General features: G+C 69.4%; 14 protein-coding genes and 1 pseudogene. 12 read left to right on the top strand and 3 right to left on the bottom strand.

The features are described from left to right. Positions 1-93 precede the first annotated feature (93 nt). A complete protein-coding gene (locus K8W59_RS08660) occupies positions 94-1446 on the top strand; it encodes an FAD/NAD(P)-binding protein (protein ID WP_223399445.1) in 1353 nt (450 codons plus the stop codon). Positions 1447-1712: 266 nt separating this feature from the next. Here the strand turns inward: K8W59_RS08660 and K8W59_RS08655 are convergent, their stop codons facing one another. Next, a complete protein-coding gene (locus K8W59_RS08655; protein ID WP_223399444.1) occupies positions 1713-2522 on the bottom strand; it encodes a M48 family metalloprotease in 810 nt (269 codons plus the stop codon). A 22-nt stretch (positions 2523-2544) separates the two neighbouring features. Continuing rightward, positions 2545-2934 (bottom strand): BlaI/MecI/CopY family transcriptional regulator, encoded by a 390-nt coding sequence (locus K8W59_RS08650; protein WP_223399443.1) that lies wholly within the window; start codon positions 2932-2934, stop codon positions 2545-2547. Positions 2935-3189: 255 nt separating this feature from the next. Between K8W59_RS08650 and K8W59_RS08645 the strand changes: the two genes are divergently transcribed. From K8W59_RS08645 to K8W59_RS20365, 8 genes and pseudogenes are all read left to right on the top strand, one after another. Next, entirely contained in the window at positions 3190-4209 is a 1020-nt protein-coding gene (locus K8W59_RS08645; protein WP_223399442.1) for a GNAT family N-acetyltransferase, read from the top strand. Next, the gene (locus K8W59_RS08640; protein WP_223399441.1) at positions 4209-5204 is read left to right on the top strand and encodes an NAD-dependent epimerase/dehydratase family protein; all 996 of its coding nucleotides are present in this window, start codon (positions 4209-4211) and stop codon (positions 5202-5204) included. The genes K8W59_RS08645 and K8W59_RS08640 overlap by 1 nt, the downstream gene beginning before the upstream one ends. Then, complete coding sequence (locus K8W59_RS08635; protein WP_223399440.1) at positions 5195-6961, top strand: fatty acyl-AMP ligase; 1767 nt, start codon at positions 5195-5197, stop codon at positions 6959-6961. The genes K8W59_RS08640 and K8W59_RS08635 overlap by 10 nt, the downstream gene beginning before the upstream one ends. Continuing rightward, positions 6958-7212, top strand: coding sequence for an acyl carrier protein (locus K8W59_RS08630; RefSeq protein WP_223399439.1), 255 nt, complete (start codon positions 6958-6960; stop codon positions 7210-7212). Before K8W59_RS08635 ends, K8W59_RS08630 begins: the two co-directional genes overlap by 4 nt. A 6-nt stretch (positions 7213-7218) precedes the next feature. Continuing rightward, positions 7219-11010: a type I polyketide synthase gene (locus tag K8W59_RS08625; RefSeq protein ID WP_317846320.1), complete on the top strand. Its 3792-nt coding sequence runs from the start codon at positions 7219-7221 to the stop codon at positions 11008-11010. Further along, entirely contained in the window at positions 11010-14096 is a 3087-nt protein-coding gene (locus tag K8W59_RS08620; RefSeq protein WP_223399438.1) for a type I polyketide synthase, read from the top strand. The genes K8W59_RS08625 and K8W59_RS08620 overlap by 1 nt, the downstream gene beginning before the upstream one ends. Further along, positions 14093-16735: an aminotransferase class III-fold pyridoxal phosphate-dependent enzyme gene (locus K8W59_RS08615; RefSeq protein ID WP_223399437.1), complete on the top strand. Its 2643-nt coding sequence runs from the start codon at positions 14093-14095 to the stop codon at positions 16733-16735. The genes K8W59_RS08620 and K8W59_RS08615 overlap by 4 nt, the downstream gene beginning before the upstream one ends. Then, positions 16735-17268: pseudogene (locus K8W59_RS20365) on the top strand (4'-phosphopantetheinyl transferase family protein); the annotation flags it as partial. The gene K8W59_RS08615 and the pseudogene K8W59_RS20365, both read left to right, overlap by 1 nt. A gap of 180 nt (positions 17269-17448) precedes the next feature. Here the strand turns inward: K8W59_RS20365 and K8W59_RS08605 are convergent. Next, the gene (locus K8W59_RS08605) at positions 17449-18120 is read right to left on the bottom strand and encodes a thioesterase II family protein (protein WP_223399436.1); all 672 of its coding nucleotides are present in this window, start codon (positions 18118-18120) and stop codon (positions 17449-17451) included. A gap of 83 nt (positions 18121-18203) precedes the next feature. Here K8W59_RS08605 and K8W59_RS08600 point away from each other — a divergent pair, with 83 nt between their 5' ends. Genes K8W59_RS08600 through K8W59_RS08590 form a run of 3 tightly spaced genes read left to right on the top strand, consistent with a single transcriptional unit; the run spans position 18204 to position 21990 of the window. Beyond that, on the top strand, positions 18204-18788 hold the full coding sequence (locus K8W59_RS08600; RefSeq protein WP_223399435.1) for a hypothetical protein: 585 nt from the start codon (positions 18204-18206) through the stop codon (positions 18786-18788). Further along, complete coding sequence (locus tag K8W59_RS08595) at positions 18785-20680, top strand: NAD(P)/FAD-dependent oxidoreductase (RefSeq protein ID WP_223399434.1); 1896 nt, start codon at positions 18785-18787, stop codon at positions 20678-20680. Before K8W59_RS08600 ends, K8W59_RS08595 begins: the two co-directional genes overlap by 4 nt. Continuing rightward, complete coding sequence (locus K8W59_RS08590) at positions 20677-21990, top strand: cytochrome P450 (RefSeq protein ID WP_223399433.1); 1314 nt, start codon at positions 20677-20679, stop codon at positions 21988-21990. Before K8W59_RS08595 ends, K8W59_RS08590 begins: the two co-directional genes overlap by 4 nt. Positions 21991-22003 lie beyond the last annotated feature (13 nt).

Below are 22003 nucleotides of genomic sequence, written 5' to 3'. Positions count from 1 at the left end.
GTCGTGGACCTCGCGTCAGGGTAGCGGGCGCGCGATCGGGCGCCGCGCCGGAGTCAACCTTGTGTTTGTCTAGTTACTCAGTAGAGTTTCTCCATGAGTACGTGGACGGGGATCGACAGGGACCAGCCGCAGCCGCTCCGAGTGGTCGTGGTCGGTGGGGGAGCAGCGGGCACGATCGCGGCTGCGCACCTGGTGCGCGCGGCGACGCCGGCCACTCCGGTGCACGTGACGCTGGTCGAGCGCAGTGGCCGGTTCGGGCCGGGTCTGGCCTATGACACCCACCATCCGCTGCACACCGTCAACAACTTCGCCGCCCGGCTCAGCGCAGTGCCGGGGGACCCGGACCATCTGGTCCGCTGGTGCCGGGACCGCGGCGAGGAGATCGGGCCGACCGGCTTCGTCGGTCGCGGGCTGTACGGCGCTTACCTGGCCGATGTCCTCGACTCCGCCGACGTCCCCGACGGGTCGGCCCTGGGCCGCGTCCAGGGGACGGTGACCGACATCGACGAGCGCCACACCGTGCGGTTGGCCGACGGGCAGACCCTGGCCGCCGACCAGGTCGTGCTCGCCCTGGGCAACCCGCCGGCGCGCCACCAGCAAAAGTACGCCGACCGCGCGGCTGCCTCGGGGGCGCCGTACGTCTCCGACCCCTGGGCACCCGATCTGGTCGAGCGCGCCCGAGGCGCCCGCCGGGTGCTGCTGGTCGGGACCGGCTTGACCATGGTCGACACGGTCGCGGTGCTCCACGACGCCGACCCGAGCCTGCGGTTCACCGCGGTCTCCCGCAACGGCCTGCTGCCGCAGGCACACGCCCCCGGCAGCCTGCGGCTGCACGACATCTTCCACCCGGGCACCACCTCGCTCAGCGAGCTGCTGGAGAGCATCGAGCAGCGGACCCGGGAGCTGGCGGACATCGGGGGCGACTGGCGCGACGTGGTGGACTCGGTGCGCGCGGCGGCCAACGAGCTGTGGCAGGGCTTCACCGAGGAGGAGCAGGCGTCGTTCGTCGACGAGCTCGCGCGGGTGTGGGAGATCGCCCGGCACCGGATGCCGCCGCTGATGGCCCGGCACATCGCCCATCTGCAGTCCACCGGCGTGCTCGAGGTGCGCACCCGGGAGGACGAGCCCGACGGCCCCTGGGACCTGGTGGTGAACTGCTCCGGCTCGACACCGGTGCCGACCCGCGGTTGGAACCCGCTGATGGACCGGCTCCTGGACCAGGGGGTCGTGCGACCGCACCGGCTGGGGCTCGGGCTCGACCTGGACCCCGACGGGCACCCCGTGGGCCGGGATGGCAGGGCCGACTCGCGGCTGCACGTCCTCGGAGCCGCACGACGCGGCCTGGAGTGGGAGGTCACCGCGATCCCCGACCTGCGCATGCAGGCGGCACGGCTCGCCGACCTGCTCGTCGCCGACGTGCCGGTGGGCCGGGAGCAGCAGGCCTGAGCGACCCGGTGGGAACCTGCGGTCTCGCCGCCGCCCGGTTCACCCCCAGACAGGCGATGACGGTTGAGTCGCCGCCGCCGCGCTCACCGACCTGAGCAATGCCGCTCTCGACAGCCTCGTCGCACGCGAACTGCGTCCAACGAACCCCAGCTGGCGCCGTTCGCCAGCGTCGACGACACTGACCCTGACCGGGTCGTCGTACGGGGCTCGACACCCAGGGCGACGTCCAACGAGGTGACGGTCACGACAGGTTGACCCGCACGAGCTCACACGCCGGTGACGAGGTGGGTGTAGGGCATCGCCAGCGCCCAGGTGGCGCCCACCGCGAGGGCCAGCCACCACGTGTGGCCCTGGGGGTGCCGAGGCGAGCCATTTTCATGCCGGCAGCCGCGGGACGTGACGAAGTCATCCCGGGCGGAGTCGGCCAGCCCCAGCCACTCCTCGACCATACGCAGCAGTGAGGTCGTTCCGGTCGTCGTCCCGCGCACCGCGTGGCAATCGGCACGCGCTTCGACGGCCAGGGCCAGGCGCCGAGCCATCGGGGGTGCTATCAGGCTGAAAGCGGACGCGGCTACCAGCCATCGGTCATCGCGCAGACGCAGGTGGGCACGCTCGTGCGCGATGACGAGCCCGAACTGCTCATCGTCGAGGCGGTCGAGCACGCTGCTGGACAGGGCGATGATCCCGGACCCAGGGACCGAGTAGGCGACGGGCAGGTCGGTCTCCAGTACGCGCACGTCCGGATGAGAGGACAGTGGGCGGGAGGCGAGCATCAAGGCGTTCACGTGCCGATGGAGGAATAGCGAGGATCGGATGCTCAAGTAGCCGAAGCGGAGGGCGGCCACACCTGCCACCACGAAGACTAGTCCAGGGGCCGCGCCGACCAGTGCGACCCACGGCCAGGCGACATGGTCCGGCTCGCGCGCCAGAGAGGAGAGTGAGCACCAGGCCGTACTGAACGCAAGGAGGCCGGCCAGTAGGTAGCGCCTGCCCACCCGGCATAGCGGCCCCGAGTCACACATGATGAGCAGCATCGCGCCGCACGTCAGGACGGCTGCCAGGCTCGCGCTCTTCACAATCCCCCTCCCCCCGGGAGATTCAGTGGCTCCCTCTCCCGCCCCCCTCGCGCCGAGTGTTGTCGTCGATCGCGTCGAGAGCGGACCGCAACTGGCTCCGCATGTGAGGATCCAACTGTCCCAAGAATCCCACCAGCGCGCCAGGGGGGGTCCCGATGAGTCCCATCGCCTCCTCGGCGAGGTTCCGGATCATGTCCTCACGGCGCAACACCGCATCGAAGCGGTGAGCTCGCTCGGAGCGATCCTGATGGACTAGGCCCTTGCCGGCCATACGTTGCAGCGACGTGGACACGGTGGTGTAGGCCAGTTCGCGGGTCCGCGACACCTCGCGGTGTACCTCGGCCGCCGTCATGGGTTCCGGGTGCGCCCAGAGGATGTTGAGTAGCTCGGCTTCAAGAGCTCCCACTCGCATGCCGGGATTCTATCGTCCGCTTGTTGAGACGTCCGGCGAATGGTGTCGACATGCGCAGCCCGAGTACGCAAGATGTGTACGCGAGTTGCGTACTACGCCCTGCGTAGAAGCAACTCACTCGGTCAGGCGGTCTTGGGGGGAGTGGAGTCGGTGACGCGTCTACAGATCCGGGAGGTGCGCTCCGCGCGGGACCGTGAGTCCTTCGCTCGGGCCGGGCGCCTCCTGCACCACGGAACGCCGCAGTTCGTGCCGCCCTTGGACCGCGAGGTCGCCGACTACATCGACCCGAAGAAGAACCCGTTCTTCGCCGAGGCCGACGTCGAACACTTTCTGGCGACCCGTGACGGTGAGGTGGTCGGTCGCATCGCGGCCGTCGTCGAGCACAGATACGTCGCTCGGTTCGGCAAGCTCGGTTGGTTCGGCTGGTTCGACTGCGTGAACGACGTCGAGGTGGCCCGGGCGCTGCTGGAGCGCGCGGAGAGTTGGCTCCGCGCGGCCGGCATGCAACGGGTGGAGGGGCCCTACAGCTACGACGCCACCCAGGAGTTCGGTCTGCTGACCGCAGGGTTCGATCAGGTGCCCGCGCTGCTTCAGCCGCATCATGAGTCCTACTACCTCGATCTTGTGCGCTCATGCGGGTACGAGCCCCGCTTCGGGACGAGGACCTATTCGTGGGGGGCCGAGGACGCAGCGGCGATGGAGGCCGTGCGCCGTCGGGGCGAGGCGGTGCTGGATCGCGGTGAGCTCACCGTGCGGTCCTTCGACAAGCGGCATGCACAGCGAGACATCGATCTCTTGTGGGATCTCTTCCTCGCCACCTTCAGCGAGCAGCACGACATGCTGCCAATGACGCGGCGCATGTTCGATTGGCAGTTCGCGGCCATGCGTCCTTTCGTCGACCCACGCCTGATCAGGATCGTGGAGCTGCAAGGGCGACCCGTTGCATTCAGCTTCCTGGTCGCCGATGCGAACGAGGTGCTCGCCCACGCCGGCGGCCGCCCCGGCGTGAGCTTCTACCTGCGCTACCCCCTCCTGCGGCGGCGGGTGAGCGGTGCCGTCATCTTGATGATCGGGGTGCTTCCAGGCATGGAGGGGACCGGCGCCGGGCGTGTGCTCGGCGCCCAGATCGCCGACGTGGCACTGGGGCGGGTGCGCCCCTACCGGCAGGTCCACACCACCTGGATCCACGAGGAAAACCAGGCCAGCCTGACCCTGGTCGGACGCACCGGATCCCCGCCGCGCCGCACCTACACCGTTGTCGGCAAGGACCTGTGATGGCGAAGGTCGTCGTCGCCGGTGGCACCGGGAGCCTGGGCACCCTCCTGAGCGTCCGACTCGCACGCGATGGGCACGAAGTGACCGTCATGGGGCACCCCGCTGATCGAGTCAACCGGGAGTTGGCGCAAGCCCCGGTCCGGTTCCGATTCGCCGATATCCGAGACGCCACTGCCGTACGCGATGTGCTGACCGGCTGCGATCACGCCTTCAACGTCGCCGGGATCGCGGTGCTGTCCGACCGGCGGCACGCCGAGATGGCCGCGGTGAACGTCCAAGGTGCCCGCGTGTTCGCTGAGCAATGCTCCGAGGCCGGGGTCCAGCGTCTCGTCCACGTCTCAAGCATCTCCGCCATCGGGTACCCGCCTGCGTCAGTGGTGGCCGACGAGGACTTCCCCTACGCCACGTCGGTCGCCTCCAACTCCTACTCCCTGACCAAGCGGGCAGGTGACGAGGCCGTCGAGGCGGTCGCCGGCCGCACCGGGTTGGACGTTCGGATTGTGTGCCCGTCGGCGGTCGTGTCGACCTGGTCGGACCTCAAGGAGGGGTGGGCGGCCCTGATCACCATGGCCGCTCGGGGAAAGCTGCGCGTGGCGCCACCAGGGGGTCTGTCCCTATGCTCCCAAACTGCCTTCGTGACCGGCGCGGTCGGAGCGATGGACCGTGACGCGCCGCGACACCGATACATCCTCTCCACGCAGTACCTCAGCTATCGCGACTTCTTCGCGATGGTGAACCGGATCGTGGGGGCACCGCCGCCGCAGATGGTGGTGCCCCCAGTTGTGCTGGCGGCGATCGGCGCCGTCGGCCGGGGCCTCACGCTGGGCTGCGTGGTGCCCACCCTGATGGCGCCAGAGAACCTCGACCTCACGGCCGCCCACCTGCGGTACGACGCGGGACGGGCTCGTGCAGACCTGGACATGGACCCCGGGGATGTCGAGGCATCTGTGACCGACGTATACCGCTGGCTGAAGGAGGAACGGCTGTGTCCGTGACCATCGAAGAACAACTTCAAAAGCGCGGAAGCCTCGCCGAGGTGCTGTCACAACGGGCCGCCATGCATCCGGGGCGTGAGGCGATCGACGAGCCGCTTACCGATGCATCGGCGCTGAGCTACGCCGAGTTGGACGGGCGGGTCGACGCGATGGCCCGGCGACTGGGTGAGCTCCTGATCGGCGCGTCCGGACGGCACGTCGTGATCGCCCTCCCCAACACCATCGACTACGTCGTCGCCTTCCTCGCCTGTCTGCGCAGTGGGTCGGTCGCCGTCACGCTCTTCCCGCCCACCGTCACCACGACCCGCGCCGCCGCAGCGTTCCGGGCCAGGCTGCACGCGATCGTGGTCGACTGCGCCCCTCTCGCGCTGGTGGGGGAGAGCGAGTTCCTTAGTGAGTTCGGCCACGACCTACCGCCCTCTCTGGCACTCCTGACGCCATCCGCGGCAGGGGCCCCCACCCCGCATGCCGAGCCCCGGCAGCCGAGGCGCCGGATCGCTCCCGACGATGTCGCGATGCTCCAATACACCTCGGGGTCCACCGGCTCGCCCAAAGGCGTTGAGCTCAGTCACCGCAACCTGATGAGCAACGCGTTCGCCGTGGCGCGCGCGTGTGGGTCGCGCGAGGGCGACACGATCGTGACCTGGCTCCCGCTCTACCACGACATGGGTCTGATCGGCAGTGTCCTCCACGCCTTCACTGCGGGCATGACGGTCAAACTGATGACACCGGCCGCCTTCGTCCGCAATCCAGCGCACTGGCTGCGGCTCGCCTCGCGGCATCGGGCCCGCGTCCTTATCGCTCCTAACTTCGCGTACGACCTGTGCTGGCGCCGCGGGTTGCCGGACCCGGACGAGGAGTGGGACCTGTCCCACCTCCGGCTGACCCTCAACGGTGCCGAACCCGTGCGGCCGGCGACGATGCGACGGTTCGTGGACACCTTCGCCGCCCATGGCTACCCCCCGGCAGCCATGGCACCCGCCTACGGCCTCGCCGAGAATACGGTGGGGGTCTCCATCTCCCGCGGGGAGTCAGGGCCGCACGTGTTCTGGGCCAGGCGGGACGCCCTCATTCGCGGCGTCTACGAGCCGGGTGAACCGGATCGCGAGCCCTGCGTGCCCCTGGTGGGGTGCGGCACGGACATCGACGGTGTCCGGACTGCGATCGTCGACCCGGAGAGTGCCCGCGAGGTGCCCGAGGGAACCATCGGGGAGATCTGGGTCACGGGCACCAGCATGGCGCGCGGGTTCCACGGCAAACCCGAGGCCACTGCGAGCCAGTTCGGCTTCCGCGTGGTCGGCTCCGATGCCTCGTGGTTGCGCACGGGCGACCTGGGGGTGCGAATCGAGGGCCAGCTGTGCGTCCGAGGTCGGGTGCGAGACATGATCGTGCAGCGCGGCGAGAACCATGCGCCCTCGGACGTGGAGGCCATTGCCCTCGGGCAGCACCCGCAACTCGGACCGACGGCAGCGGCCTTCGGCGTCGACGACGACACTGCGGAGCGCGTGGTCGTGCTCGTGGAGAGCAAGGGATCCATGACTGCCGGCGAGGTGGCGCAGGTCGAGTCGGCCGTACGCGCGGCCATCTCCGAGCAGAGCGCCCTGGTCGTCACGACGGTGGGGCTCGTACGACGCGGCGTTCTGCCGCAGACCACGAGCGGAAAGGTGCAACGCGCCCTGGCGCAGCGCCTCTGGGTCGAGGGCCGGATCGAGACCCTGGCCAGTGATGCCTCAGCCTCAAGGGAGACGACCCGATGAACCGACCGGACGAACTGACCATCAGCGCCGCGATCACCGAGCTGATGAAGCCCGAGCTCGAGGATGACCTGACAGCCGTGGATTCGCGACGAACCTTCACCGACCTGGGGTTGGACTCGACCGGCGTGGTCGCCGTTGCGGAAGGGTTGCGCGAGCGCATCGGCCTGGTCATTGAGCCCGAGGAATTCTTCGATCATCCGACGGTCGAGGACCTGTCGCGACACCTGCTCGCCCGACTCGGGAGGGAGTGATTAGCCGTGTCCGTGCTTTCATCCCATCCGGCCGTCGGGGTCCTCGGCGCCTCCTGTCGGCTGCCAGGCGCCGAGACCCTTGCCGAGTTCTGGCGGATGAGCGCCGAGGGAGGCGTCGGTCTGGGAGAGATCCCCGGCGATCGGCTGACCACGTGGGCGCAGCAGCCGCCGGGAGTGACCCGCGGTGGCTTCCTGCTGGACGTGTGGGCGTTCGACGCGCCGCACTTCGGCATTTCGACGGCCGAGGCCGAATACATGGATGTCCAACAGCGTCTGGTCGCGCAGGCGGCCTGGCACGCGCTGGAGGACGCGGGGATCGTGCCCGGCGATCTGGCCGGACAGCGCGTGGGTGTCTACGTCGGCCAGGCCACGCACGACTATGCGCTGCTGACCCAGGCGCGGCGATCGTTGCCCAGTCCCTACCTCAACACCGGGATGTCCGGCGCGGTCACAGCCAACAGGCTGTCCTATCTGTGGGACCTTCGGGGGCCGAGCCTCAGCATCGATACGGCTTGCTCGTCCTCGCTAGTCGCCTTGCACGCCGCCTGGCGGGCCTTGCGTGACGACGAGTGCGATCTAGCCATCGTCGCCGGGGTCAACGCACTGGTATCGCCGATCGCCCAGCAGGGGGCGGCCGCCCTCACGGCGTTGTCGCCCTCGGGTCGCTGCCGCCCGCTCGATGCCAGCGCGGACGGCTACGTGCGCGCGGAGGGCGTGGGGGTCGTGATCCTCGGCCGCGTTCTCGACCACCCGGGCGGGATGTGTCGCGCCACCATCATGGGGTCGGCGGTCAACCAAGACGGTCGCACCAACGGACTGACCGCGCCGAGTGGAAGCGCGCAGGCCGACGTCATCTCCGCGGCACACCGCGCTGCAGGAATCCACCGCGACGACCTCGGCTACGTCGAACTGCACGGCACCGGAACGCCGCTGGGAGACCCGATCGAGGCCAAGGCGCTCTCGGCTGTGATAGCCGGGCGCACCGAACCTCTGCATGTCGGCTCCGCCAAGGGCAACATCGGCCATGCCGAAGCGGCCGCCGGGCTGGTGGGGTTGGTCCGGGCCCTGGGTGTCCTCGACCACGGCTCGATTCATCCCCAGGCGGGATTCGAGGAACCGAACCCTCGCATTGAGCTCTCCCGACTCGGGCTCGCAGTGGCCACCGATCTGGAGCCACTGCCACCTGGGACGGTCGGGGTCAGTTCCTTCGGCTTCGGGGGGACCAACGCCCACGTCGTCCTCGGCCCCCCGGCCGGGGCGCGGTCGCATCGTCAGAGTACCCCCGGTCCGGCCGAGCGCGTCGGCGCCGTAGGTCAGGAGGTCGTGGTCGTGTCCGCCTCCAGCCCACGCTCACTGGAAGCGGCGTTGCAGGAGCATCGCCGGACTCTCCAGGTTCTGCCCGTGGATCGGTGGGGCTCTTATGCCGCTGCCGCCGCGCACGCACGGTCCCATCTGCCCTTCCGTGTCGCGGCGGCGGCCGCTGACCCGGCAGCGGCGGCGGAAGCACTGGAACGGGCCGCGGTTCCTCACGAGGCGCTGGGTGGGTCTGCGCGGATCGCCTTCGTCTACTCCGGCCACGGTTCGCAGTGGTGCGGAATGGGCCGAGAGTGGCTCCTCGGGTCGCAGGTCTTCGTCGAAGCGGTGGATGAGATCGCGGACGGGTTCACCCGTGCTGGCGGTCCAGGCATCGCCTCGCTCATGCGACGACACGTCGAAGCCGACCTTGAGGATGCCGCGGTGGCCCAGCCACTCATCTTCGCCGTGCAGATCGCCCTGACCCGGCTCCTGACCTCGTGGGGCGTGAAGCCGTTGGCCGTGGTTGGCCACAGCGTCGGTGAGGTGGCAGCGGCCGTGGTCAGCGGGGAACTGTCGCTCGCGGAAGGGTGCGCGGTGGTGGTGGCCAGGAACGCCGTGGTGGCCACCACTCCCGGGCTGGGTGGGATGGTCAGCTTGGAGTGCACGCGAGAGCGGGCGAGTGAGGTGCTGACGTCCTATCCCGGTCTCGACCTAGCCGTGGTGAACGGCCCGCGCTCGGTCCTGCTCTCCGGACCCGACCCCGAATTGGATGCCCTCCTCGCCGACAGCCTGGACTCCGACCTCTCGGCGCGACGAGTGCGGGTGGGCTATCCATCCCACTCCCGCTACATGGGGGCAGCATCGACGCTCCTGGAAGACGACCTGGGAGAGCTGGATCCCATGCCGGGCGCCATCCGGCGCTATTCGACGGTGGAGGGCGAGGGGGACGACACACGGCCGGACGCCTCCTATTGGGCGCGCAACCTGCGGCGAGGTGTGAACTTCGCCAGGGCCATCGGGCGAGCGACCTCGGACGGCGTCACACATCTGGTCGAGGTCTCGCCGCACCCGCTCCTCCTCGATGCCATGCGCGACGGTGTGTCCACGGCCACCGCCACCTGGACGGGGGATCGCGAAGCGCCCCACCTGCCCGCCATGCTCGCGCGGCTGTTCGAGGCGGGGCTGCCGCTTGATCCCTCGGCGACGCACCCGGGTAATTACGAAGCGCAGGACGTCCGGCGGTTGCCCCTGTACGCCTTCGACAACCTGCAGTTCCACCCGCCGTTGGGCGCGCCCCGGGATAACTTGGGTCATTCCCCGCACCCGGCGCTCGACGTGCCGCCGGTCTCGCCCGGTCACCGTGTCCACGGAGAGGACACGCTCTCGGCGGGAGGCTGCGCTTGGCTGGTGCTGAGCGCGGCCGTCGACGGGTCGTCATTCGCCTCGACCACCGCGCGCGTCAGTCGGCTGCGGCTGGAGGCGCCGGTGACGCTGGGTGGTGGACCGCAGCCCGTGGTTGACCTGCTGGCAGGCCGCGTCGCCGTGGGTGGCCGCGTTGTCATGCGTTTCGCGAGTGCTCAGCCCACCAGCGAGGATCGGCACCCGGTGCGCGCTGAACAGGCCGAGCCCATGGGCGGGTCGATGCCAGGCGAAATCGTGGATATCGATGCCGTTCTCGGCCAACTGGCGGACGCGGGCGTTGAGCTCGGAATCGATGCCCGTGACATCAGCCAGGTCACCGTCACGGCTCTGTCGGGTGACGCCACGGCGGTCGTGCCGGATGGCGGCGACGTGGTCCGGTGGGTGCTGGACACGGCCGTCAACGCAGCCGCGATCGGCCTGGCCGCACGCCAGCTCGCCACCCAGGGAACGGTGCGACCCGGCCCCGTTACCGGCATCGACCTAGTGGAGGTTCACCCCGCGGCCGCAGATCTTCGACCCGGAGCGGACGTACAGGTGGCCTGGTCGGCGACCGCAGCCGACCAAGTCTCCTGGGTGAGCGTGAGGGCGGGAACACGTCCAGTAGCCGCGCTGCACGGCCTCGACCTGGTGCCGCCGCCGGACGTGGCTGCTCCCCGATCGGATGGTGTCGGCGTCATCGAGCTGCCCCGGCAACGACGCTCCCATGCCTCGGTACAGGCGGCGCTCACCGAAGCCCTCACCGCGTGCCTGCCGGCGCTGCCCGCATCTATGAGCCTGGAGTCCACCGCTTTCGTGGACCTGGGACTGGACTCGATCCGTGCGGCCGAGGTCCGCCGCCGCCTCGAGGACGAGCTCGGGATGCGCATCCCGTTGGTCTCCTTCTGGCGCCATCCCACCCCCGGCGAGTTCGTGGCGGCGTTCGCGGGCGCGCACCATGCGGTGATCGCTGGCGACGGAGAGTCCCCGACCGCCACCGACACTCTCGCCGAAGGCACTGCCTCCGAATCGGCGTCCCCGCCGTCGGACACCGACGCACTCACCGAGCTCCGGTCGCTGCTGGCGAGGGAGGAGGAGCACTGATGCCCGACCTGGACCACGAGGCCGCCGACGCTCTGCGGGCAGCCTCACAGACCATTCGAGACCTCCGCCAGAGGCTGGCACAGACCTCAGCCGTGCCCGCGCACGAACCGATTGCGATCGTCGCCCTGGCGTGTCGACTTCCGGGCGGTGTGCGGACCCCTGAGGACTATTGGCGGATTCTGATGCGCGGCGCATCTGTTACCGGCCCTGTGCCGGCGTGGCGCTGGGCGGGCCGGCCACCGCAGGTCGGGGGCGGCGAATACGCCGGGACGATCGAGGACGTGGAGTACTTCGACCACGCGTTCTTCGGGATCTCCGAGTCCGACGCGCGGGCCATGGACCCACAACAGCGCCTGTTCCTTGAGGCGGCGTGGCAGAGCCTCGAGCGGTGGGGGCGTGTGCCCGCGGACGTGGAGGGCGAGAGCCTCGGCGTCTTCGTCGGTGCGGGTCACCAGGACTACATGACGGCACTGACCACGGCCGATGTCCCGGTCACGGCTGCTACCGGGCCGGGAAACGCACGATCGATCATCGCCAATCGAGTCTCCTACCTGTTCGGCCTGCGCGGTCCGAGCCTGGTAGTGGACACAGCGTGCTCATCGTCGTTGGTCGCGGTGCATCTGGCGGTCCAAAGCCTGCGCGCAGGCGAGTGCGACGCGGCGATCGCGGGCGGGGTCAACCTGATCCTGGCACCCGACTCCTCGCTGGTGACCGGCCGTGCGCTTCCGCTGGCTCCGGACGGACAGACGCGCACGTTCGCCGCGGACGCGCAGGGGATGGTGCGCGGAGAGGGCGTGGCTGCCGTCGTCCTGCGCCCGTTGGCACGTGCACTCGAGGATGGCGACCACATCCATGCGGTGATCAACGCCAGCGGAGTGAACCAGGACGGCCGGACCAACGGGCTCACCGCGCCCAGCCCGACATCACAGGGGGAGTTGATCGCCCGCGTGCTCAGCGCCAGCGGTCTGGCCGGGGACGAGATCTGCTACGTCGAGACACACGGCACGGGAACGCCGTTGGGTGATCCGATCGAGGTCGAGGCGCTGCGCGGCGTCTATGGAGGCCAGGCGGACGGCCCGGCGTGCTGGCTCGGATCTGTCAAGCCGCTGATAGGTCACCTGGAGTCCGCGGCGGGGATCGCGTCGCTGGTCAAGGCCGTGCTCGCTATCGAGAACGGGCTGATCCCTCCCCAGGCGAACTTCGGGCAGCTCAACCCGGAGGTCGACCTGACGGGCACGCGCTTCGCGGTGCCCTCTCAAGGCTCCGAGTGGGCCGGCGATGGGCCGCGCCACGCGGCGGTCAGCTCCTTCGGTTTCGGTGGCACGAACTCCCACGTGATCCTGTCGCAGGCGCCGGTTGTGCCAACGGTCGAGGAGTCGAACTCGGTCGGTCCGGGCGCCTCATCCGGACGATGCTCGGAGCCGGTAATCGTGGCGGTCAGCGGTCATACCGAGGCCAGCGCTTCAGCGCTGGCGGACGGGGTGGAGGGCTATCTGGCCGCCCATCCCGAGCAACGTGTTCCGTTGGCCTCGACGCTGGCCCTGCGGCGCACGCACTTCCGCTACCGCTCAGCGTGGGTCAGCGCGCCCGGCCAGATGTGCTCTGCCCCGGCGCCCCAGGAGCGCCAGGCTGGGGGCACCGTCCTCCTGTTCGGCGGTCAGGCCACCTCATGGCCGACGATGCTGCTCGAGGACCCTCTTGTGACGGCCGAGGCCGAGCGTTGGGATGCCACGTCATCCGGGTCGAGGTTCGCGCAGCTGATCGACGCGGCGCGCCAGGACCCGGCCCGGAGCCGGGACACCAGGGTGGCTCAGGCCGTGGTGGGTGTCGTCCAGAGCGCGTCGGCGCGGCGCCTGTTGGACCTCGGACTGGATGCGACGGGAACTCTGGGACACAGCTTGGGCGAGGTCGTGGCCAGTCACATCGCCGGGTTCCTCAGCCTGGCCCAGGCCTCGGACCTGATCCGGTCGCGCGCCGAGCGGCATCATGCTCATGCCGCGAACGGGGCGATGGTATCGCTGCGAGCCGACCGCGCCGACGTCGAGGATCTCCTTCAGCGGGCGACGATCTCCGATCTCGGAGTCGCCGCCATCAACTCCCCCCACGCGACGGTGGTGTCAGGACCGCGCGCCGCAGTCGAGGAACTCCTCGCCCACCCGGACTGTCCGCGCGCGCACCGCCTCGACACCGACTATGCCTTCCACTCACCCCAGTTGGCGCGGCACGGGTCATGGCACGACCTGGAGGTCGAGACCTCGACGCGCAGCCCCAGGCTTCCACTCTTCTCCACGGTGACCGGCGAGGTGTTCATTGAGCGTCTGGATCGCTCGCACTGGCGGAACAACCTGACCGGACCCGTGATGTTCGACCGTGCTGTGCGCACTGCGCTGGCCGAGGGGAACGTTCGCTTCATCGACGTGTCGCCGCAGCCGGTGCTGGCCTCCCACGTGCACCGGATCGCCGAGGAGGTGGACCGCGACGTTCGCGTGTTCCAGGTCGCGGATGCTGCCGACAACGGCCTGGACCACGCCTGCCGTGCGGCGTGTGCCCAGGCGTGGGCGCACGGTGCCGCGCTGGACTGGTCCCAGATGATCGGTCCCAGCAGCCCGATCCCCGACCTGCCGACGACCGTGCTCGTCGGCGCGCCGTTGTGGTTGCCCGGCTCAGGGTCGGAGGGGGCGCGGATGGCCGAGGCGCCCCGGTGCGACGCCGTCGAGCCGTGCGAGGTCCTGCGACGGATGCAGGAACTGGTCGCCGAGGCCGTCGACGACTCGATGGACTCCGTCGACGTGCACTGCCCCGCGACCGAGCTCGACGTCGACTCCGCGCAGTTCGTCGAGATCAAGAATCGGCTCGAGGGGGAGTTCGCGATCGCCGTGCCGATGACCCTGCTACTGGGCGGCGCGTCGTTGGCCGACCTGGCCGATCGGTTGTCCTCGCCCGCAGGACCGGGTGCCCCGAAGCCCGACGGGCCACCCGTCGCTGTCCCCGGGAGAGCGGCCGGTGCGCGCACGGACGTCAGCCAGATGAGCGATGCAGAGGTAGACGCGCTGCTCGCGGCACTCAGCAAGGAGGGGGACCGATGACGACGACCGCCGAATCTGCCCAGGCCAAGCGAGAGCGTCTGCGGGGTCTCCTTGAGGCCACGCGCCCGGCCACCAGCACGCGACATCCGTTCGATGAGTTCGTGAACCCAGGCGTCGGCACAATGCTCCGGGGACTGAGCATCGACGTGGAGTTCGTGTCGGGGTCAGGGACGTCCCTCTTCGATGCTCAGGGTCGCCGCTACCTCGACTTCGCCGGTGCCTACGGCGCCCTGCCCTTCGGGCACAACCCTGGCCAGATCTGGGAGGCGATCTCCTCCGTCCAACGCGCCGGTGAGCCGTCGCTGGTGCAACCCTCTCTGCTGGGGGCCGGCGGTGATCTCGGGCGATGCCTGGTCGACATCTCCCCGGCCGGGATCGAGCGGGCCTGGTTGTGCAACTCGGGAGCCGAGGCAGTGGAGGCGGCGATCAAGCTCGTCCGGGCACACCACCCGACCCGATCCCTCATCGTCGCCGCGGACAACGGTTTCCACGGCAAGACGCTCGGCGCGCTCTCGCTGACCGGGAGGGGCCGTTATCAGGAGCCGTTCGGAGCCCCGGTCGCCGGGTTCGTCCACGTACCATTCGGCGACCTCGAGGCGATGCGCGCCCTGTTCGCCCAGCGGGGTTCGGACATCGCGGCGGTAATGGTCGAGCCGATCCAGGGCGAGGGGGGCGTCGTGCCGGCACCCGCCGGCTACCTGACGGGACTGCGCGAGCTCTGCGACCACGACGATGCGTTGCTGGTTCTGGACGAGGTTCAGACCGGGCTCGGGCGAACCGGCGCCATGTTCGCCGCCGAGCACGAGGGCGTACGCGCCGACGTCATCACGGTGGCCAAGGCGCTGGGGGGCGGCATCGTTCCGATCGGCGCGGTCCTCTTCACCCGGCAGGTGCAGAGCGAGGCGTTCGACCAGCGTCACACCTCTACCTTCGGCGCGAACGCGCTGTGCGCGCGGGTAGGGATTGCCAGTATCGATCTGCTCGTGCGCGATGACTTCGCCCTTCTCGCGCACGTGCGCCAACGAGGTGAGCAGTTGGCAGAAGGCCTCGGCGACCTGGTGCGCCGGCACGACCGGGTCTGCGAGGATGCGCGGGGGCGGGGGCTGCTGTGGGGTCTGGAACTCACCGACCGAGCCGATCGCTTCCCGAATCAGGGCTTGCTGCGGTCCCTTGCCGATGCCGAGGCGCTGGCGGGCATCGCGTGCGGCTATCTGCTCGCCGAGCACGGCGTCCGGGTGGCGCCGACCTTCTTCAGCGGCCGGGTGCTGCGCATCGAGCCGCCCTTGACCGTGACTGAGAGTCAGGTCGACCAGGTACTCGACGCCCTCGACGACACCTTGGGACTGATGTCTCAGGGGCGAAGCGGATCCCTCGTGCGACACCTGGTGCCTGCCGCCGGCAGTCCTGGCGCGACTGCTGGAGCATCGGTGGGGCACACGCGTGGTCCGGATACGACCTGCGCAGGACCCGCACTGCCACAGGAGGTGCGCTGGGCGTTCCTGGCACACCCGACAGACTTGGCCAGCTACGCCTCCTTCGACCCTTCCTTGGGCATGGCAGGCGAAGACGTACGTGTCCTGTTCGACCGGCTCAACATGTGCCGCAACGCCGAGAGCCCGGCCGGCATGTTGATGGGATCGTGTCGTGTCCACGTCGAGGGCGGCGACTCGACGTTCGGAGAGGTCTTCGCGCTCGCGCACGACGCCGCGCAGTTGATGGACATGCCACAGGAGCGAGCGGTCTCCCTGGTCCGGCAGGCGGCGCTCGAGGCGGTGGACCGCGGGGCGCAGGTCGTCGGGCTCGGCGCCTACACCTCGATCGTCACCGCCAACGGCGACCTGCTCGGCGATGTCGGTGCGCTGGTGACCACCGGCAACGCTTTCACCGTGTCCTCGGCCGTGGATGCCCTCACTCGGCTGGGCGCGACCCGCTGCGACGTCGGTCGCACGGGATGTGCGGTGGTGGGTGCGGCCGGAAATATCGGCCGCGCGACGAGTCTCCTGCTGGCCGAGCAGGCTGGTTCCCTGGTGCTGGTCGGAAACCCAGCGCATCCAGCGCGCACCCACACCCGGCTGGAAAACCTGGCCCTCGACGTGGTGGTACACCTGCGCGCGCGTGGGACGTCACCAGAGGCCGGTGATCTTGCGCGTGCCGTCATCGAGGTGAACGCAGGCTGGAGCGATCGTCGCGTGCTCGAGGAACTCCGGCAGCGCGAGTTAATCGTGCTTGAGACCGATCTGCGGGCCAGCATGGCTCGTTCACCATTGGTGGTGGTCGCCACGTCGTCGCCCGGGCTGGCCGTCACCCCGGACCTGCCGATCCGCGGAGCTGTCGTCTGCGATGTGTCCCAACCGCCTAACGTGGGTCCGAACGTCGCGGAGCAGCGGCCAGACGTGACCGTCGTGGCTGGTGGGTTGGTGCGACTACCCGGCCATGCGGACCTGGGGGTCGACTTCGGGCTGCCGCCGGGAGTCACCTATGCCTGCACGGCCGAGACCCTTGTCGCGGCGGCGCGTCTGCACGATCCGGTGCTGAGTCGTGGCGACCGCCTCGACCTCGACGCGGTCCGCCTGGTGGGTCGGCAGGCTCGCGAAATGGGCTTCGCCCTCCACCTGGAACATCAGGCGGTCGATCGGTGATGTCGGACGGGACCCGTACGGCAGCCGCCTGCGGCGTTCCCGTGGACGTCCTGGTGGGGCGTCTCGGGGAGTCGACGAACACGTCGCTCTGGCACGTGACGGCCGAAGAATCCGACCGGGCGCGGCGTTTCGTCTCCTCGGAGCGTCGCTACCAGTACCTACTGGGCCGGCACCTCCTGCGGGTGTCGGTCTCGCGGCGGTGCCACACCGATCCGCGAGACGTGCTGGTTGCTAGCACGGTCGGCCCACCGATATTGCAGAGTGCCCACGGTCACGCCAGCATCGCGCACGACCGGGAGGTCGTCGTCACGGCCGCCGCCGGTCAGGCCGTGGGGATCGATGTGATGACCACACACTGGCGCGACTGGCAGGCGCTCGAGGGTTGGATCCTGGCGGACCGTGAGCGGCACGCGTTGCCAACGGGCTCGTCCCGGTCGGAGCGGGTTCGGGACCTGTGGGTCGTCAAGGAGGCCTGGCTCAAGTGTCTGGGCGTCGGACTGGCGCATGCGATGAGCCGGGTCACGGTGCGTTTGGTCGGCGAGGGTGACGCGCTGATCGAGGATGAGGTCTATGGGGCCGGGCGGGCACGTGCGATCACGATGCCCGGCGCTTCCCTGGCCGTCGCCGTGTGCGGGGACGAGGCTCCTGACGTCCACTGGGAGTGGGTCCCGTCCAGCGCGAGGTCCACGTGCGGGACGCGGACAGGGATCTTCTCAGCCGCGCCCCTGCACACAGGCGGTGATCAGTTCCAGGAAGGCGGGGTCGCTCCAACAGAAGAAGTGGCCACCCCGCATCCGCACGCACTCGCCACCGGAGCGACTCGCGCGCAGCCAGGCGTGCATTCCCTCCGCGCTGGGGGCAGCGTCCGCGTCGCCGTGGACCGACACGATGCGTGCGTCGACCTTGGCCTCGCGGTCCCAGCATGCGGTCGCCGCCAGAGCGAAGTCGGCGCGAAGGGTCGCCAGGGCGTACTCGCGCATGTCGCGATCTTCGAGCACGACCTCAGGAGTTCCGCCCTGGCCTCGCAGGTAGCCGACCAGTTCCTCTTCCGTCCACAGGTGGCGAGACTCGGGAGCGAGGTCGCCGAAGTCGCGACCCGACAGGATCACCGTGGACACCAGCCCGCCAGCGACCTCGAGCCGGCGAACCGCCTCCAGCGCCAGCAGGGTTCCCATGCTGTGGCCCCAGATGACGAGGGGCTCGGAGGTGGCCTGGCCGATGGCCTCGACCACGCCGTGGGTGACCTGGTGGGCCGTGACCCGCGTCTGGGCGGCAGCCGCCTCGTCGAGGTCACGCCCAGGCATCCGCACCACGGCTGCACCGGCCGGTGCGCCGCGGAGCAGCCGTATGTAGGTGGCGACGCTGGCTCCGGCATGCGGGAACACGACCAGACGCAGGGCTCCCTCCCACGATCCGAGCCACCCGCTTCCCCCCACGAGTTCGACTGTAGCCCGACGAAAGGATTCCCGTGACCACCCACGAGGTACCCAAAGCGGAAACGGCAGCCCTCCATACCGGGCGCGACGAGATTCGTATCAGCTCCTTCCTCCTCGGTGTGCGTGCCGAGGACTTGTGGTTCCAGATCGGCACTCCGCGAGGAATCAACGAGGAGCTCGCCCCGCTGTTGACGATGCGCATGCCCGCCCACGCAACATGGGCACGCCTGGCCGACGTGCCCGTCGGCGAGCCGGCCGGCAGGTGCTCGGTTCGGCTCTTCGGCGTGCTGCCCGTGGACTACGACGAGCTGATGCTCGCCGAGGTCACCCCGGGTGAGCGCTTTCGGGAGGAGTCCTCGACTCGCACCACCCGGCTCTGGGGCCACGAACGGACGCTGACCCCGACCCCGGAGGGAACCTGGATTACGGATCGACTTCTTCTCGACGTCCGGCCAGGGCTGAGGGCCACCCGCGCCATCCATCGCCGGATCGCCACTGCCCTATTCGAGCATCGCCATCGGAGACTGAGGTCCCGCATCGGACCGCGGTTGCGGATCGAGCGCGGCCTGGGCGGATCACGCTCCCAGTCCGGATCGGGGAGCGGGGTCAGGTCATGAGCGCGGTGTCCGACGCCACCGCGCCGACCGCGGACGACGTAAAGGAGGAGGTGTCCACATCCGTCACGATCATGGGTGCCGGCCTGGTCGGCATGGTGAACGCGATGGCCTACGCCAAGCGCGGGATCTCGGTGACCCTGATCGATGCCAGCGGGCCCGGGGAGCACGAGAGGTACAAGGTGGGGGAGTCGCTCCTGGTCTACTCCAACGCCTTCCTGCGTGCGTTGGGCGACGTCGACGAGGAGTTGTGCCGATCCCGGCCCAAGGGCGGCTTCTGGATGGCGCGCGGCATGGAGGGGCGCCACGCCTTCGATGACGACGTCTGCGAGTGGGGTTTTCAGAGTCGCCTGCCCCAGCGCTGGCTGGATGCGATCGAGGATCAGTGGTTCGTCCGAATCATGTTCGGCGACATGCAGATCGCGCGGCCCGAGATCGAAAATGGGCTGCGCCGCAATGTCGCCGACCACCCACTGATCCGCGTCGTCCACGGGAAGGTCTCCGACGTGCAGGTGGCCGACGACGGCGACCACCTGGTGCACTGGCGATCGACCGATGGCGAGGGGGTCGCCTGCTCGCGTTGGGTGATCGACTGCTCCGGTCGCTCCCGGCTGCTGGCGCGCCGCCTCGGTACCGACACGACCCCCGAGCGAGCCTTCCGCACATCTGCCGCGTGGGCCCAGTTCGACGGGTGCACCGAAGATCTGTTCGACGATCGGTGGGTCTTCACCTTCCCCGACGGAGAACAGATCCGCCGTGATGAGGACACCGTTCACCTCTGGGGTGAAGGCTACTGGATCTGGATCATCAAGCTGTCCCAGGATCGAGTGTCGGTGGGAGTGAGCTGGAACCGGGATCGTGTCTGGAGCGACCTCACCGCTCGAGAAGTCTTCTGGGAAGCATTGTCGCGATATCCCGTCCTGGACTGGCTCTCGCCGGCTAACGAACTCCAGTTCTCTGCCTACAAGGACGTACAGCGCTACACCGATACCTTCGTCTCGGAACGGCGGTTCGCGATCGTCGGCGATGCCAGCACCATGGTCGACGCCTACTACAGCCAGGGCATCTCTCTCTCGCTCCAGCTGTCGTGGCACGTCTGCAACCTTGTGGCGCACGACCTGGCGACAGGGCAGTTGGACGAGACCTACCTTCGGCGCATCGACGAGGCAGCGCAGGCGGACTGGCGGCTCGTAGCCAGCATGGTGAAGGGCAAGTACGGACCCGCCCTGGCCGACAGTCGGTTCTTCACCTTCGATCACCTCCTCGATTACATGATCTTCGGGGCCGCTCTCCTGGGTCGATACCGCATCAGCCGCTGGCTCGCCGAGACCGGTGGGGCCACGGACGCGGAGACTCCCGAGTACGCCAGTCTGCGCGAGGGCTTGAAGCGGCGCCTCTTCCTGTCGCAGTCGATGCCGTGGAACATGCTCGCCCCGCACCGCGTGGCGGACCTCGTCGAGCGCTGGCGTGACGTTCTCGAGGCCAACGCCCTGTGGCGCCTCGAGCATGGGGTTCACCTGGCCCCAACCAAGACCGGGCTGCGCGCCCAAGCCGCCCTGCCCGGCGTCTGGCGCCTGCCGAAGGCGGCGTCACGACCGGTCGATCTGACCTTGCCCGAGATCCCCGAACCCGGATTCATGCGCGTCAAGGGGACTGAGAAGCGCCCGCTCATGCTCGCCGGGTCGGGCTACATGCTCCTGATCTTCAACACCGCCGCACTGGCCTACGACGTCGCCGATACCTCGGCGCGCCGTCTGCGTCGGAGGGCCGCGCGCATGCTGCCGTCGAATGCTCGCCGTCCGTCCAGTGCCTTTCACCAAGCACGATCGGCGACGCCCAGAAAGGAGCCCACCTCGGTGCCCGAGTTGGAGCTCGGCAAGCTGGTCGGCTCATGAAGTCCTGGACCGATCGCACCCCTCGTCTGGCTACGGACGCGCTCGGGCTGTTGGAGGCCGCCGGCGCCACGGGCGACGAGGTGGCCGAGGTGCGGGTCGGGCCACTGAAGGCGGTTGTGATCAGCCACCCCACGTTGATCCGCGAAGTGCTGGTCGAGCGCCCCGACGACTTCCCCAAGGGCCGACGTCAGCATGCGGCGTTGCGACCCGTGCTGGGATACGGGTTACTGACCAGCGACGGCGATCTGCACCGGCGGCAGCGCAGGCTCGTCCAACCCACGCTCGTGCCGGCCGAGATCGATCGACAGGTGGGGGTGATGGTCGATGAGGCGGCTGCAGCTGCCGATGCGTGGCCTCGTGGTGTGTGCGACGTCGTGCCGTTGGTCAACGCCCTGGCAATGGACATCGTCGGGCGCATGCTGTTCGGCCGGGCGCTGCGCGACGAGGGCGCGCTGGCGGCGTCGATCGTGACCGCCTTCGAGTGGGAGATGCGCGCCCTGTCGGGGGTGGTCGCGCCCGCGTGGGTGCCGACCCCGGGGAACCGGCGCATGCGCGCGGCGGTCGCCTCGATCGACGCGCGCCTGAATGAGCTCGCGGGTCAGAGTCATGCCCCACCGGCCGACAGCCGCACCATCCTGGATGCCCTCCGACAACGTCGCGATGCCGATGGCATGACGATGGCGCGACCCCAACTCTTGGACGAGGTGCGCACCATCTGGGGAGCTGCCCACGAGACGTCGGCCGACGCCCAGGCCTGGTGCCTCGACCTGCTCGCCCGACACCCCGAGGTCCAGGAGCGACTGGCGCGGGAGATCGACGAGTCGGGCGGATCGGGCACTTTGGACCTCGCCGACCTCGAGGCGATCCCGTATGCCATGGCGGTGTTCAAGGAGGCGTTACGGCTATATCCGCCGGCGGCCGCGATGCTGCGCGCCGCTCGGCGCTCTACCACCCTGGGCGGAGTTCGGTTGAGGGCCGGGACCCTGGTCTTCATCAGTCCCTACCTGATGCACCGACGCGACGACCTGTTCCCCGACCCGCTTCGGTTCGACCCGGACAGGTTCGGCCCCGACCGGGCGCAGGAGACTCCCAGGCACGCCTACTTGCCGTTCGGTGTTGGCAAGCGCGCCTGCGTCGGGAGTTACATGGCCCTGCTGGAGGGACAGGCGCTGACCGCGACGCTGGTGCAGCGCCTCAGATTCGCACCGGCCGACCCTAGACCTCCCGATGCCGAACTGGTCATCAATCTGCGGCCCGCGCGCGGAGTGCGACTGGTTCTGACGGACCGATCCGACCGACAGGAGGGGTGACCATGCGACCGCG

This window comes from Nocardioides rotundus, assembly GCF_019931675.1.
In the GTDB taxonomy this organism is placed as follows: Bacteria; Actinomycetota; Actinomycetes; order Propionibacteriales; family Nocardioidaceae; genus Nocardioides; species Nocardioides rotundus.
This window is presented reverse-complemented; position numbering and strand designations above follow the sequence as displayed.

Excerpts from the sequence above, each read along its gene's own strand:
- K8W59_RS08620 (WP_223399438.1), top strand. The coding sequence starts at position 11,010 with ATGCCCGACCTGGACCACGAGGCCGCCGACGCTCTGCGGGCAGCCTCA.
- K8W59_RS08595 (WP_223399434.1), top strand. The coding sequence starts at position 18,785 with ATGAGCGCGGTGTCCGACGCCACCGCGCCGACCGCGGACGACGTAAAG.
- K8W59_RS08650 (WP_223399443.1), bottom strand. The coding sequence starts at position 2,934 with ATGCGAGTGGGAGCTCTTGAAGCCGAGCTACTCAACATCCTCTGGGCG.
- K8W59_RS08660 (WP_223399445.1), top strand. The coding sequence starts at position 94 with ATGAGTACGTGGACGGGGATCGACAGGGACCAGCCGCAGCCGCTCCGA.
- K8W59_RS08630 (WP_223399439.1), top strand. The coding sequence starts at position 6,958 with ATGAACCGACCGGACGAACTGACCATCAGCGCCGCGATCACCGAGCTG.
- K8W59_RS08640 (WP_223399441.1), top strand. The coding sequence starts at position 4,209 with ATGGCGAAGGTCGTCGTCGCCGGTGGCACCGGGAGCCTGGGCACCCTC.
- K8W59_RS08590 (WP_223399433.1), top strand. The coding sequence starts at position 20,677 with ATGAAGTCCTGGACCGATCGCACCCCTCGTCTGGCTACGGACGCGCTC.
- K8W59_RS08615 (WP_223399437.1), top strand. The coding sequence starts at position 14,093 with ATGACGACGACCGCCGAATCTGCCCAGGCCAAGCGAGAGCGTCTGCGG.